The following is a 14,372-nucleotide window of genomic DNA, read 5'->3' as shown; positions in this document are numbered from 1 at the left end:
GCGGTCACTCCTCCTTGGCCTGAGAGCCGAGCTTCAACGCGTGCCAGCCCGGGGTGAGCTGCAGATCCTGCTTGTGCATCCGGCCGGAGCGGTCCCGCCAGCACAGGTTGACCTGGACGGGCCCCGAGAAGCCGCCGAGGCCCAGGTGGACGTCGGTGCTGCGCTTGCCGGAGTGGCCGCTGCCGCCGTCGACGCGGGCCACGTGCTTGCGCCCGTCCGGGGTCGTCACGGTCACCTGGGCGCCGACCACCGGGGACCCGGGCGCGGGCAGCGTTCCCGCCGCCCCCTTCGCGGGCTCGGTGTCGTGGGTCAGCCGCAGCCCCAGGAACGCGCCGGGCTTCGGGCTGTCGTTGTGGTAGAAGACGGGCTCGTCCCACTGCCGCGCGACGGCCATCTCCAGCCGCCCGTCCCCGTCGGCGTCGCCGGTGGCGATGCCGCGGGTCGGCACCGGGATCCCGAGGCCGAGCTCCTGCGCGACGTTGACGTACTCGCCCGGGCTCTTCTCGGCCCAGAAGTGCAGCCGCTGGCTGCCGGCGATGTCGTCGCCGGCCCGCACGTTCGGCCACAGCTCCGGGTGCTCGACCGCCAGGTCGTTGGACGCCGCCAGCTCCTGGAGCTGCGGCCACCGGTTGACCTCGCCCTTGACGAACCCGGTCGTCTGCGCGATCGCCGGACGGCCGGAGTTGTCGAAGTCGGCGGCCTTGGCGTCCCAGCTCCAGCCGGACCACGCGGTCCCGGTCTCGGTGCTGCGGTCCTTCCACGGGGCCTTGCCGTCGCCCAGCTGGGCGCGCAGGTCCGCCTGGTTCCTGGCCGTGTTGTAGAAGTGGAGGTTGCTCTCCTGGATGCCGAACGTCGTCGTGATGTTGCTGACGAACATGTCGTACAGGCCGTCGTGGTCGAAGTCGGCGAAGTCGATGCCCATGCCCTTGAACGAGTCGTCGCCGATCCGCTTGGACTTGGGCAGGCCGGACGAGCGGTCCCCCTGCGCCGACTGGAACTCGATCTTGCCGGGCCGGGAGATGTTGTAGAGCATCGCGTCGGTGCCGTGGTCCTGGGCGATGTAGAGCTCGGGCAGGCCGTCGCCGTCGACGTCGTTGCCGCCCGCCGCCAGCACCCAGCCCTTGGAGATCTTCTTGGGGAGGGCGTGGTCGGCCCGCTGGAAGGTGACCGAGGGCTTGTCCCCGGACGTGGCTCCCGTCCAGCGGAAGAAGTAGTCCTCGCCGCCGTTGTGCGCGGCCGACAGCGACCGGTTCATCGCCACGCCGCCGCTCTTGCGGTCGTCGAGGACGGGCCCGTGCGGGAAGTAGTTGCCCAGGTAGAAGTCGACGTGGCCGTCGCCGTCGAAGTCGTCGACCGCCACGGCGTTGGAGTTCCACTCCGCCCCGGTGTAGGTCGAGCCGCCCGCGTTGGGAACGACCTCGACGGGGGTGTAGGCGGCGGCCGTGAGCTGCTTGGCGTCCGGCTTGGCCAGCTGGATGATCGGCGTCCGGCCCCAGTAGTAGATGAGGAGGTCCATGCGGCCGTCCTCGTTGAAGTCGCCCGGGGAGCAGCCCATCGGCGCGATGGCCGGGTTCATGGGCAGCGAGCCGGGGCTGAGCGCGAACGGCCGGTAGCGGTCGGCGCGGGCGCCCGGCGTCGGTGTCACCACGACCTGGTCGATGCGGGGATCGGTGACGCACAGGTCGTTGGCGAGACGGTCGCCGTCGAGGTCGTTCATCGAGATCCCGGCGCCGACGGACGAGATCCAGGCGTCGATGTTCTTGTAGTCCTTGTTGACGCGCCGGATCGTCTGCTGCCGGAACCCGCCGGGCAGCGCGATGTTCATCGGCGTGAACCTGTAGCGTTGCGCCACTTCGGACTTCTCGGCCGCGGGCGCGTCGGGCAGGCGGACGGCGAAGAACATCCCGACCACCGCCACGAGCGCCACGACACCCGGCAGTTGCCGGCGCAGCCAGCTGAGGACTGCCATGGATCAGCTCCTCCCACGCGAAACGAATTCGTCGGCGATGCGCCTGCGCCACACCTCGTGGGCAGGGAGCTCGCCCTGGTCCCGCCCGTCGGGACGGGTCCGGACGCAGATGTCGGCCGCCTCGTCCGGCGGCAGGTCGCAGAACACCCCGGTGGCGATCCCGGTGTGCGGGGACTCCAGCCCGGCCAGCCGCCTGGCCTCGGCCGCGAACGCCGAGCCCTGCGCCACCTGGGGACGGCAGTCGCCCGCGGCCTTCCAGAAGCGGCGCAGCTCGTCCTCGTCGGCGCCGCCGGCGTAGGTGGCCGCGAGCCCGGCGCCCGCGTAGAGGTCCGGACGCCGCCGGACGGGGAACTCCCCGATGAGGTCGGTGACGACGTCGGCGTCCGTCCCGCCGACGAACCACAGGGCGCGGCCGATGCCCTGGTCCAGGGCGCGGTCGGCGTACCACTGGTGCGGGCCGCCCGGCCAGGGGAACGCCGGGTCCTGGTGCTGCCCCTTCACGTACTTGCCGGTCTTGAAGTACGCCTGGTGGAAGCCGTAGCCGTCGAGGATGAACCACTGCAGCAGCGGGTCGAACGCCATCTTCGGCCACAGCGGTCTCGGCAGCCGCGCCATGGCCCAGCCGATCCCGACGTAGACCATGTAGATGTGGGGGGCGCCCGACCCGGCCATGAACCGCCCGACCCTGCGGCCCCGGGCGAAGGTCAGCCCGTCGACGACGGTGAACCCCATCGCGGCGCCCTCGTAGGCGAAGCCGCGGAAGCGGGATGGGATCTCCGCGAGCCGCTCCGCCAGCGCCGCGTCGTCGCCCGTCTCCACCGCGTGGCCGTAGCCGGCGAGGAATGTGCGTCCGACCTTTTCCAGAAGGTCTTTGGCGATTGCGTCCTTGACGTGGAACTTGCGCGTCTCAAGCGATGTCGCCGAGACATTCGGAGTGAGCATTCGACGTAGCAGCGCTTTCGATCCTCTGGACAATGTTACTCCTCGATCCGCGGGCGTTCTCCCGCCGCTGATCCACCCGACTCCTTCGCCCGGCAACCCGTGGCGCACCTTGACTCATGGAAACAAGGCCAGCAAGTCGGCGGCTACTTCATCTGTGCTCACCCAACAGAAGAGCAACCCGCCAAAACAAGAAGAGCAATTTGCGAGATAAGTCGGCGGCAATCGGAAACGGGTGGCGGCCGCGCCGCCGGTGGGCATCGCCCGGCGGGCCGGGGCGCGCACGAACCCGGTCCCGCATCCGGCGGCACGGCCTGGCCGGGTAAGCAGGGGCCTCGGCTGATCAGATGTGGCGGGAGGGGCCGAGTGCCGCGAGCCGCTCCCGGACGTTCCGGCGCCAATGCTCGTATCGCGGAACCCCGTCCGCCTGGCCGTCCGCCCGGCCGTTCGCTCGGCCGTCCGTTCGGCCGCCTGCGGGTGCGGTGTCGTCAGCGAGGTCCACGATGGCCGGCACGGGCATGCCGACCAGGGCGGACGCCGCCTGCTCGCCACTCGGCGGCACGTGTCCCGCGTACGACCTCGCCTTGAGCGCGAAGACCGCGCCCTGCGCCAGCTCGGCCCGGTGCTCGCCCGCCTCGTCCGCGAGCGCGGCCAGGCCGGCGGGGTCGCTGCCGCCCGCGAACGCCGCGGCGAGCCCGACCCCGCTCCAGAGGTCGGCGTGCCGTCCGGACGCGAAGCGCCGCACCGCCGCGCCCACGTCCGCGACCTGCGCACCGCAGATGAACCACAGCGCCCGGCCGATTCCCTGGTCCACCGCCCGCGGGAAGTAGTCGGGGAATCCCTGCCACGGATAGGAAGCGGGACGCTCCTGGCCCCGCACCCATCGCTTGACGTCGAAGTAGGCGAGATCGAAGCCGTAGCCGTCCACGGCCAGCCAATTCATCTCGGGGTAGTATCCGCTGTCCTTCAGGTCGGGCAGGACCTTCTTCCACATCATTCTCGGCAGCCGCGCCATCGCGAAGCCGATACCGATGTAGGCGAGAAAGATATGCGCCCTGCCGGGCCCGGCGAGAAGTTCATGCGCGCGTCCGCCGCGGCCCGGCATCACGTCGCGCACCGTGCAGGCCATCGTCGCGCCCTCGTAGGCGAAGCCGCGCAATTCCGGGGTCACCATGTCCAGCCGGCGCTGGAGCTCCCAGAGACCGGACGCGTCGATACCCCATTCAAATCCGCAGACCACTGACTGGGGAATCGCTTCGAGATGTTCGGTCGCGGGCGCCGGCGCGGCAGGAAAGCCCCGTTCCACAAAGGTCACGTCCCGCAGAGACGGAGCCAATACGAGCCTGCGCACCGACCCGAGAACGGTCGCCATCACATCTCCCCATCGGAAATCCGACGATTCACGACCAACGTTCGCACACCGCCGGACCGGACGCTTCTCCCGTCATGCCCCGGCACGGCCGGGCGCGGATGTCGGCGACACGTCAATGATCTTGATCGGTTCCGGTCGGGCGAGAAGACATCGGTGGAGCGGGCCAAAGTAGGCCGGAGGCACAGGCGTACCGCCGAACCGTGTCTCCCGCGCCATCCGACCGGCGTCTCCTGGTTCGGACCCTCACGCCAGAGGGGAAGAACTCTGTAACCATGCCCCGCACCGAGGGCGAAGGCGTCACGGCGCCCGAAGGGCCGGCGCGCCCCTTCCACCAGGGCCTGCCACCCTGCACATGACCAGAGTCAAAACCGTACTCACCCCTCCATCGCCAAACCCGGCGAAGCCGGAAACGGCGCAGCGGACAATTTCTCCAGATCGGTCTCTGCGGTAGGCTTAAAGACCCCCAGGAAGGACGGCAGGAACATGCAGGCAAGAGCTGACCGTACCCGGCGTCTCATCTTGCAAGCGGCCGCAGAACGTTTCGAGGCCCGGGGCTACGTCGGCACGCACCTCAGTGACATAGTCAGAGGCCGAGGTATAAGCAAAGGCGCCCTCTATTTCCACTTCCCCTCCAAAGAGGCGCTCGCGACGGCCATCCTGGAGGAACAACTCGGCCTGGTACCGTCCCTGGCCGACGAGCTCCGCGACCGCCGCCGGAGCGCGATCCAGGTTCTCGTCGACCTGTCCCTGCGCACGACCGAGATGCTCCGCGACGATGTCGCGATCCGCGCCGGGACCCGCCTCGCCTGCGAGTTCGACCGGATCGGGACACCGGCGCCGCCGCTCCTGCCCACCTGGACCGACGCGGTCGAGGACCTGCTCACCGAGGCCAGGGAGCAGGGCGATCTGCTCCCGGACGTCGAGGTCAGGAGCGTGGCCGAGGTGATCGTCGCCACCGTCGGCGTGGCCGGGCGCAAGCCGTCCCGGCCGGTCGAGGGCTGGACCGTCGACCATAACCGGCGGATACGGGCGATGTGGCGCCACATGTTCCCCGGCCTGGTCACGCCGGTCTGCGCGGCCAAGCTGACGCCCGGCCTCGCCCCGCCCGGCCCTCCTCTTTAGCGCCTCTCGGCAGGGCTCACGACGGGAGCCGGACGATGCGGAGGAACGACGGCAGCGTCCACGGACGGCGCCCGCCCCGCAGGACGACCCCGCCGGTGACTGCGGCGCGCGCTTTGCTGATCCGCCCGAACAGCATCAGGTTGAGCGCCACCGGGTTGAACGACAACTTCACGTCCACCGGGCCGGCGCCGGGCTCCTCCACCGTGACGAACCCATCGGTCAAGGCCATCACACGAGTGGACGTGAACTTGGACGAGAACTCCACTGCGACCCGGCCCTTCGGGGCGGGCCCATGGCCGTCGAGCAGCCTGCCGTAGCCGTAGTGGGTGACGCCCAGCAGGAAAAGGTCGAAGAACAGGCCCGCCTCTTCGGGCGGCACGGACCACGGAGAGCCCGCGGCCAGCGCGACGTCGCGGCCGTGAATCTGGAGCTCGTTGACCAGATGGGCGAGGACCCCGGCCAGCGGGACCTCCGAGCCGCCCAGCCACGGAATGGCCGCCGCGGGGTCTGCTCCCTCCGTGACCTGGAGAATCGTGTCCAGGTCAGTGCGCAGGATGCGGCCGATCTTCTCGGGGTCCCGTTCGGTGAATTCGCTGAGGAGCACCTCGTTGAAATCGTCGACCGTGTCGACGACGGTCTCGTTCACCAGGCTCTCGGCCCCGGGAAACGGATAGGGGCGGCCGTTCGCGTCCACGATCGAGGCGTAGATCCGCGCCAGGGTCGCGACATGGGCGGCGGTGTCCGTCACCGACCAGTCCCGGGTCGCGTTGGACGGCGTCCGCGCCGCCCTCTCCAGCAGTTCGGCGAAACGGTCACCGGTCTCGTCGAGCGCCTTTCGCGCACCCGTCCATCTGGCCTGCGTAATGGGAACGATCATTACCCGGCCCTCATCGATCCGGCGGCCTTCTCGACCGGCCGCTCCGGCGGCGTGAACGGGCCCCACGCGAAGGCCGGCAGCCACGGCGCCGGGTCGGCGCTCCACCCCAGTGCCGCGATCTGCTCGACGGTGCGGCGGCCGGTGAGGCTGCGGAGCAGGTCGTGCGGGCTCGGGACGGTCAGCGTCGCGGACGGCCGGTCCACGCCCGCGCTCCAGCGCGCACCGGGAGTCGTGATCTCCAGCGCGGGCAGGCCCCGCTTGCGCACCTCGCCCGAGAACCCGCCCACGACGACGCCGAGCACGCCGGGATAGGCGGGATGCGCGTCGACCAGCGCATCGGCCACCGCCCCGACCGCGGCCTCCTCCAGCGGCTCGCCCAGCGCCTCGCGCAGGTCGAGTTCGTGCGTGAACGCGTCCATCACCAGGACGTTCGTCGAAGGGTTGAGCTGGGCGGCGATCAGGTCGTCCAGCCGAGCACCGGACTCGCGCCACTCCCACAGGAGCCGCGCGAGCCGCGGCGCGTCGCCCGGCGGCGGGACCGCGCGGGGCTTCCCGTCCGGCCCGTCACCCGTGAGCCGGCGGGTCGCCAGCCCGCAGATGTCGAGGAGGTGCCCCACCAGGTCGAGCACCGTCCACTCCGGGCAGGCGGGCACCGGCAGGCCGGCGGCGTCCGGACGCTCCTCCAGCAACCCGATCACGTTGTTCCGCACCCGCTCGTAGACGAGGTGGTTGGGTGCCGGTTCCCATTCGCCCATGCCGACTCCTTCTCCGTCGCGCGTCCGTCTCTCAGAGGGGGGTGTTGCCGTGTTTGCGGCGCGGCCCCTGCTTTCGCTTGTCCCGCAGCATCGCCAGCCCCCGGGCGACGGCCGCACGGGTCTGCACCGGATCGATCACATCGTCCACCAGCCCCCGTTCGGCCGCGTAGTAGGAATGCATGAGCTGCCTGGAGTACTCCTCCACCAGCTCGGCGCGCAGCACGCCGGGGTCGGCGGCCGCGGTCAGCTCCTTGCGGAACAGGACGTTCACCGCGCCCTCCGCCCCCATGACCGCGATCTCGTTGGTCGGCCAGGCCAGCGACAGGTCGCAGCCGATGGAGCGCGAGTCCATCACGATGTAGGCGCCGCCGTAGGACTTGCGGACGATGACCTGGACGCGGGGCACGGTCGCCTCGCAGTAGGCGTACAGGAGCTTGGCCCCGTGCCGGATCACGCCCGCGTGCTCCTGGTCGACGCCCGGCAGGAACCCGGGGACGTCCACCAGCGACACCAGCGGGATGCCGAACGCGTCGCAGAACCGGACGAACCGCGCCGCCTTCTGCGCCGCGTCGGCGTCCAGCACGCCCGCCAGCACCAGCGGCTGGTTGGCCACGACGCCGACCACCTCGCCGTCGATCCGGCCCAGCGCGCAGATCACGTTCCGCGCCCAGTTCTCATGGATCTCGAAGAACTCGGCGTCGTCCACCAGCTCCTCGATCACCTGGCGCATGTCGTAGGGCCGGTTCGGCTCCACCGGGACGATCTCGGCCAGCCGCGGCCGCTGGTCCCGGGTCGCGCCGGTCGGCGCGGCGGCGGGCGGCAGGTCGAGGTTGTTGCTCGGCAGGAGCGAGACCAGGAAGCGCACCTCGTCCAGGCACGTCTCCTCGTCGTCGTACACGAACGCCGCCACGCCCGTCTTGCCGCCGTGCACGTCCGCGCCGCCCAGCTCGGCGTGCGTGACCCGCACCCCGCTCACGGCCTCGACCACGTCCGGGCCGGTCAGGTACATCTGCGCGGTGTCGCGCACCATGAACGTGAAGTCGGTCAGCGCGGGCGAGTAGGCCGCTCCGCCGGCGCACGGCCCCAGCACCACGCTGATCTGCGGGATCACCCCGGACGCCTGGACGTTGCGCTGGAAGACGCCGCCGTAGCCGTCGAGGGCCAGCACGCCCTCCTGGATCCGCGCGCCGCCGCTGTCGTTCAACCCGATCAGCGGGGCGCCGTTCTCCAGCGCCAGATCCATCACCTTGTGGATCTTGGCGGCGTGCGCCTGGCCGAGCGAGCCGCCGAAGACCGTGAAGTCCTGCGCGTAGACGAACACGCGGCGGCCGTGGATCGTCCCCGACCCGGTCACCACGCCGTCGGTGTGCGGACGGTTCTCGCCGAGCTTCAGGCCGTGCGCCTGGTGCCGCCGGAACATGCCGATCTCGACGAACGAGCCCTCGTCCAGGAGCCGGTCCAGCCGTTCCCGCGCGGTCCGCTTGCCCTGCCGGTGCTGCCGCTCGACCGCCGCCTCGCTCCCGGTGAGCACACGCGACCGCAGCCGCTCGCGCTCCTCGCGCAGCTCCCGCATGGACGGCGCGCCAGGCCCGCGCCCCTCCGCGCCAGGCCCGGCCCCGTCCGCGCCCGGCCGGGTTCCCTCCCGGACGGGCCGGGGCCCCTGCCCGTTCGGCCGCGGCACCGCGACCGGGACGTAATCGGCCTCCGGAGCGCTCACCGCCCCTCCCTCCGTAGTTCGCGTTCATCGCCCGGCAGGCCCCCGCCGCCCGGCGGACCGGTCCGCCCGGCGAGGCCCGCCTGCCCCGCCGTCAGCAGTCCCGTCCCGCGCAGCCACCGCACCGCGTCGCGGAACGTCTCGTCCACCGGCCGCGGCTCCGGAGCCCCGGCGGGCCGCAGGTCCGCGGCGCAGATGTGGACGGCGCCGTACTCGGCAGGGATGTGCCAGGGCCAGACGCGCTGCAGGACGTCCGTCAGCAGGCCGACCGGCAGCATCATCCGCGCGGGCAGGAACACCGCCGGCAGCCGCCGGCCGGTCACCTCCCGGAGCGCCGCCACGTACTGCCGCGTGGACAGGTAGCGCCCCGGCGTGTGGTGGCGGCCGCGGCCGCCGGGCCCGCCGTCGAAGAGGTCCGCGTGGAACTGCGCCGTATCGCGGACGTCGCCCACCGGGAAACCGCCCGTCGGCCACATGGGCATCAGCCCGCGCAGCGCGTTCCGGAGCCGGGCGGTCTGGTCGCCGAGATTGGGGTCGTGCGGGCCGAGGAGCGCGGGCGGATAGGTGATGGTCACCGGAACGCCCGCCGCCTGGTGGCCGCGCGCGATCCGCTCCGCCGCCGCCTTGGTCGCCGTGTACGGCTCCCGGGGACGGCCCACCGGCGCGTCGACCCCGACGATCCGTCGAGCGGAGCTCGTCCGTTGGATGGCGGTGGGTGGGGGCTGGAGGACGGTGCTTCCCGGACCGGGGGCGAGCGCACCGAACGTGGACACGTGGACGATCTGGCCCACGCCGTGCCGCCGGGCCGCGTCCAGGACGACCTCGGTGCCCCGCTCGTTCACCCTGCGCATCTCGGCGCGGCGCCTGCTGTCGAAGGAGTAGACCGAGGCGGCGTGCAGCAACGCGTCCGCGCCCCGCACCGCACCGTCGACGGCCGCCGCGTCCGTGACGTCGCCGACCGCCGTCTCCACGGCGCCGAGGTCGACGCCGAGCGGGGCCAGCGCCCGCTCGGCCTTGCCCTCGTCGCGGACCAGCAGACGGACGCGATGCCCCCGCCGCACCAGCGCGGCGACCGAATGCGCCCCGACGAACCCGGTGCCGCCGGTCACGCTGACCAACATCGAACCATCTCCCGCGCCATTGATATTTCGCGAAACACGCCGAATACAACGGAGCCATTCAATGACGCAGAATGAAAGGCCCCGGCGTTCCCAGCCTGCCCAGCGACGATCACCGCCGCATCTCTGAGCATGCGGTCCGGCCCGGCCGGCCGGCGGCCCGCCTGCCCCTGCCCGGTCCGCGCCAGGGCTTCCCTGCCCCAAGGCGGCAGCAAGGCTTTCTCACCTCGTTGGCATCCCTCGCCGACCCATGGAACAAGAGATCACTCCAACCACAAACGCAACAAAGATAAGAAGGCTTGGCACAGTCCTCATCCATCTGGCTTGCCGCCCAACCGAATCGCCCGCGCCGTGCTTCGCGGAAATAGCCCTGCCGGCCCACCTGCAGATCAGAGCCGCCGCTGTGCGTGAATCTCAGATGAACACTCGCGGCTATCTGCGCGCATCACCTTGAGGGCCTCGATGGCCAGTAAGAACGTGGACATGGACGCCGACTCCATTTCGCCTCCCGGCTGGGGAGAAATGCGCTCAGGAGATCATCTATGGACGCCACGACCTGCCCTTCGGGCGCTGAGCTGACAGCGAGTCCGCGCACCTTCCCGCCCGGCGGCGCGGGATCGAGCCGGAGCCGCACCGCGATCACCACGCTCCGTGACGTCAGGCGACCGGAACGCGCCGAGGCGGGACAGGCCGACCACCTGGGGACAAAGGTCTTTGCTGCACGTCGTGGCGCTTGTCAAGTGCAGGTGAGTAAAATGTTCGCCCGCCTTTTCGGTCACCGAGCGGAGCCGATTTCCACCGGTCCGGAGATTGATCACCGCCATGTCTGTGTACTGTGCGTTGACATGGACGGCGCCCGCCGCACGTCGGCCAATCAAGGTGAGCATCCACGAAGTATTGCCAGAAGTCGGACAGCCGGTATCTTTTTGACTCAATCGGGAACAGGCATGGTGCTCGTCACGTCGCCATCGTCGGGATGACCGCGTCCCCTCTGGCGACACCGCGCCGGAAAGGACGGGGGTAATTCCGTGAGACGACCTGGGCCTTTACCTCGCAACGGACCGCTGGAAGATCAACGGGGAGAGGCGCCGTCCACTGCTCGCCCGGATCTCGGGACCGTTGCCGTTTCCGCGCTGACATCGAGTCTCTCTCCCCGCCGCCGGTTGGACGAGGAGCACGTCCGGCGGCTCAGCGAAATCGTCGATCGGCTGCCGCCGATCCTCGTCCACCGAGACACCCTGCGGGTCGTCGACGGCGTGCACCGGCTGCAGGCCGCGACCCGGCGCGGGCACACCGAGATCGAGGTCCGCTACTTCGACGGCGACCTGAGGGACGCCTTCCTCTGCGCGGTGTCGCACAACGTGACGCACGGCCTGCCGCTCTGCCTGGCCGACCGCAAGGCCGCCGCGGAGCGGATCATCGTCTCCCACCCGTGGCTGTCGGACCGGGAGATCGCCCGGCACGCCGGCCTCGCGGCCAAGACGGTCGCCGCGATCCGAACGCGTTCAACCGAGGAATCTCAGAAGTCGAACACGCGCCTCGGGGCCGACGGGCGGGTGCGCCCGCTGAACGGGAAGGCGGGCCGGAACCGGGCCGCCGAGGCGATCGCCCGGCACCCCGGCGCCTCGCTCCGGGAGATCGCCCGCATCGCCGGAGTCTCCCTCGGCACGGTCCACGACGTGCGCCGCCGGCTGGACCGCGGCGAGGATCCCCTGCCCGCCCGCCAGCGCCGGACGAGGGACGGCGGGCAGAACCCCACCACGACCGAACAGCCCCCCGCCAGGGACGATGACGCCCCGAACCCCGAGACCGCCCCCATCGCGTGCCCGGCCGGACCGGCCGAGGACCCGCTGCTCCTGCTGCGAAAGATCGCCAAGGATCCCGCACTCCGGAACACCGTCCGAGGCCGCGAGCTCCTGCGGCTGCTGAACACCTGGTCGACGGCCATCGAGAACTGGACCGCCCTCGTCGAGGCCGTCCCGCCCTACCAGGCCACCACGGTCGCGACGATCGCCCGGCTGTGCGAGGAGAGCTGGAACGATCTCGCGCGCGCTCTCGAGGACCGAAGCCTCGCCGCCGACTGACTCGCCACCTCACGGATCGGCTCGACCACCTGCGCCGGGCTCGGTGCTCCGACCGGCACTCTGGGTAGCCGAATTGGTCCGCAGGGCTGTTTTATGTTCAACTTCCCGCCCTTTACCCGCAAAATAGCTCTGATAATATGATGGCCATAAAAAGCGACCGAGAAGCTCTCCGGCATCTCCGGCGCACGCCTCCCCCGCAGCTCTCCGCTTCTTGACCCTGGACGTCCGACCAGAACACTCGGAACTGGCATTGCTTTTACAGAATCGCACTAGTTCGACACGGTCAGCAACGAAACGGGAACCCATGAACGACGCCACCGTCCGAAGCATCCGGCGTGTCATCGAAAGCATCCGAGAGAACATAGGCGAACAGATCACGATTGACGACATGGCCCGCACGGCGATGTTCAGCAAGTTCCATTTCACCCGCCTCTTCCAGCAGGCCACGGGCGTCTCACCTGGGCGGTTCCTCTCCGCGGTCCGCCTCCAGGAGGCCAAGCGATTGCTTCTGTCAACGTCCCTGAGCGTGACCGAGATCAGTCACATGGTGGGATACAGCAGCGTCGGCACCTTCAGCTCCCGCTTCAAGAGCAGTGTCGGTCTTTGTCCCACTGACTATCGCGACCTGCAGAGCCTGCAGCTGACCTCCCCCATCGAGACCCAGCGTCCGGAAACACTCTCCACGACGCTGCAGGGAGACTTTTCGCCGGCCGAGCCGGACAGCTTTGAAAGAACCGTCTTCGTCGGGCTCTTTCCCGACGCGATTCCGCAGGGCATGCCCGCTCGATGCGCGGTACTGGACGGCCCCGGACCATTCAAAATGGATAATGTGCCGGAGGGCACGTGGTACGTGCTGGCGTACGCGGCCAGGCCAGGTGAAACGGACGACCCCGAGAGCGCACGGGTGGCCATGCACGGCCCCGTCACGGTCAGGAACGGCCAGCAGCTCCCGATGGTGCGGCTCGGGCTCCGGCGAATGCAGCCGCTCGACCCTCCCGTCCTCCTCGCCCTTCTCGACACGTCGCACGCGGCCGACCGGCGCGGCCTCGGCGACAAGGCGCGCCTTCCGCAGGTGGGTTCCTACGAGCGGCCTCCGGCACGACCCGACCTCCCGGGACGCCCCGATCATCCGGGGCGCACGCGGACGGCCCGGCCCGACATGGGCGCCGTCCACCAGCCCATCGCGTCCTCCGACAAGGAGCACGCCCGCCGCATGTCCCTGCCGCGACCGGCACGGCGCGGCGCCGCCCCCGTCTCAGGTCACCGCCGTTGACGATCGACCGGCACACCAATTCACGCAGAGCAGATCGGTGTGGCGAGAAGGTATGAAAGCAATCTCCAAGTAGAGCCGCCGCTCCGCACAGGTGTTGGATATCAAAGGGCGGGACCAGCCGACGCAGGGAGGGAGACCTGGGCATGGCGACGGAAACCGCGCCGGCAAGGCGATTCGGATCGGGACTGCAACCACTCAACCAGCGTTATCACCGCGCCGCTCTGAGCCTCTTCCTTCTGATCGTCGTCGCGCACTGGGCCGAGCACATCGCGCAGGCGATTCAGATTTACGCGCTCGGCTGGCCGGTGAAGGACGCCCGCGGCGTGCTCGGAATGCCGTTCCCCTGGCTCGTCACATCGGAGTGGATGCACTACGGCTACGCACTCATCATGCTCGCCGGCTTCATCCTGCTGCGATCCGGCTTCGTCGGCAGGTCGAAGGCCTGGTGGAACGCGGCGCTGCTGATCCAGGTCTGGCACCACTTCGAGCACCTGCTCCTGCTCCTGCAGGCAGTCACCGGCAACAACATCGCTGGCCGTCCCGTCCCGACGAGCATCATCCAGCTTCTCATTCCACGGGTCGAGCTCCACCTGTTCTACAACGCGATCGTCTTCATGCCGATGGTGGTGGCGATGCTCCTGCACCGGCGACCGCGCGACTCCGAGCAGGGTCGCATGCTTTGCACCTGCGCCGTCCATGCCAAACGATAAAGGCCGGGGATGGCCGACCGGCGTCGCTCTCACGCATTGACCGTAATCTCGATCGTCGTGGCGGCCTATTTGCTCTACTTGGCCATCCCGAACGTGGGACCGGCCTTCCGCGCCGCCAGTGCCGAAGGAACTCCAGGCGTATTCACCGCGCAACAATTGCAGTGCATCAAGCATCCCGGACATGAGAGCTGTAGCTGGAAGGGCGAGTTCAGGTCCGACACCGGAAGAATCCACCGGACGGGCGTCTCCCTCCACGGCGCAGGCCGCGACTCACTTCATGTCGGAGCGCAGACCAAGGCCATCGATGTAGGACGCGCCAGCCGTGTGTACGGCCCGGACGGTTCCCGCGAATGGGTGGCCATCGCACTCATGATCCTGACAAGCGCGGTGCTCCTCGCGTTCGCCTGCTTCAGGATGAGACCCCGCCGCGCCACCACCC

13 protein-coding genes are annotated in these 14,372 nt (G+C 69.9%); 6 read left to right on the top strand and 7 right to left on the bottom strand.

Annotation, left to right across the window (positions count from 1 at the left end; translation table 11 throughout):
- Positions 1–4: 4 nt before the first annotated feature.
- From E1287_RS13595 to E1287_RS13585, 3 genes are all read right to left on the bottom strand, one after another.
- A complete protein-coding gene (locus E1287_RS13595; protein WP_131965281.1) occupies positions 5–1,969 on the bottom strand; it encodes a CRTAC1 family protein in 1,965 nt (654 codons plus the stop codon).
- Between the two features lie 3 nt (positions 1,970–1,972).
- Entirely contained in the window at positions 1,973–2,944 is a 972-nt protein-coding gene (locus tag E1287_RS13590; protein ID WP_279504671.1) for a DUF1702 family protein, read from the bottom strand.
- 307 nt (positions 2,945–3,251) lie between these two features.
- A complete protein-coding gene (locus tag E1287_RS13585) occupies positions 3,252–4,280 on the bottom strand; it encodes a DUF1702 family protein (protein WP_131965279.1) in 1,029 nt (342 codons plus the stop codon).
- 483 nt (positions 4,281–4,763) lie between these two features.
- Between E1287_RS13585 and E1287_RS13580 the strand changes: the two genes are divergently transcribed.
- Entirely contained in the window at positions 4,764–5,402 is a 639-nt protein-coding gene (locus E1287_RS13580; protein ID WP_131965278.1) for a ScbR family autoregulator-binding transcription factor, read from the top strand.
- A gap of 16 nt (positions 5,403–5,418) precedes the next feature.
- On the opposite strand, the gene E1287_RS13575 is transcribed toward E1287_RS13580, so the two are convergent.
- The 4 genes from E1287_RS13575 to E1287_RS13560 are packed head-to-tail and all read right to left on the bottom strand — an operon-like array spanning position 5,419 to position 9,869.
- The gene (locus E1287_RS13575) at positions 5,419–6,279 is read right to left on the bottom strand and encodes a maleylpyruvate isomerase N-terminal domain-containing protein (protein WP_131965277.1); all 861 of its coding nucleotides are present in this window, start codon (positions 6,277–6,279) and stop codon (positions 5,419–5,421) included.
- Positions 6,279–7,034 (bottom strand): maleylpyruvate isomerase family mycothiol-dependent enzyme, encoded by a 756-nt coding sequence (locus tag E1287_RS13570; protein WP_131965276.1) that lies wholly within the window; start codon positions 7,032–7,034, stop codon positions 6,279–6,281. Before E1287_RS13570 ends, E1287_RS13575 begins: the two co-directional genes overlap by 1 nt.
- A 31-nt stretch (positions 7,035–7,065) precedes the next feature.
- Entirely contained in the window at positions 7,066–8,751 is a 1,686-nt protein-coding gene (locus E1287_RS13565; protein WP_131965275.1) for an acyl-CoA carboxylase subunit beta, read from the bottom strand.
- On the bottom strand, positions 8,748–9,869 hold the full coding sequence (locus tag E1287_RS13560) for an NAD-dependent epimerase/dehydratase family protein (RefSeq protein ID WP_131965274.1): 1,122 nt from the start codon (positions 9,867–9,869) through the stop codon (positions 8,748–8,750). Before E1287_RS13560 ends, E1287_RS13565 begins: the two co-directional genes overlap by 4 nt.
- A gap of 539 nt (positions 9,870–10,408) precedes the next feature.
- On the opposite strand from E1287_RS13560, the gene E1287_RS13555 reads away from it, so the two are divergent.
- From E1287_RS13555 to E1287_RS44665, 5 genes are all read left to right on the top strand, one after another.
- Entirely contained in the window at positions 10,409–10,846 is a 438-nt protein-coding gene (locus E1287_RS13555) for a hypothetical protein (protein WP_131965273.1), read from the top strand.
- 48 nt (positions 10,847–10,894) lie between these two features.
- Positions 10,895–11,950 (top strand): ParB/RepB/Spo0J family partition protein, encoded by a 1,056-nt coding sequence (locus E1287_RS13550; RefSeq protein ID WP_131965272.1) that lies wholly within the window; start codon positions 10,895–10,897, stop codon positions 11,948–11,950.
- Positions 11,951–12,254: 304 nt separating this feature from the next.
- Positions 12,255–13,223, top strand: a complete 969-nt coding sequence (locus E1287_RS13545; RefSeq protein WP_207934197.1) for an AraC family transcriptional regulator — start codon at positions 12,255–12,257, stop codon at positions 13,221–13,223.
- A 143-nt stretch (positions 13,224–13,366) separates the two neighbouring features.
- Positions 13,367–13,933 carry a hypothetical protein gene (locus E1287_RS13540; protein WP_131965271.1) on the top strand — a complete coding sequence of 189 codons (567 nt, stop codon included), beginning with the start codon at positions 13,367–13,369 and terminating at the stop codon, positions 13,931–13,933.
- Positions 13,934–13,942: 9 nt separating this feature from the next.
- Positions 13,943–14,372, top strand: a 430-nt coding sequence (locus E1287_RS44665; protein ID WP_207934196.1) for a hypothetical protein, incomplete at its 3' end; no start/stop codon positions are given.

It is taken from the genome of Actinomadura sp. KC06, assembly GCF_004348735.1.
In the GTDB taxonomy this organism is placed as follows: Bacteria; Actinomycetota; Actinomycetes; order Streptosporangiales; family Streptosporangiaceae; genus Spirillospora.
The sequence above is the reverse complement of the archived record's forward strand: the minus strand, read 5'-3'. Positions and strand labels throughout refer to the sequence as shown.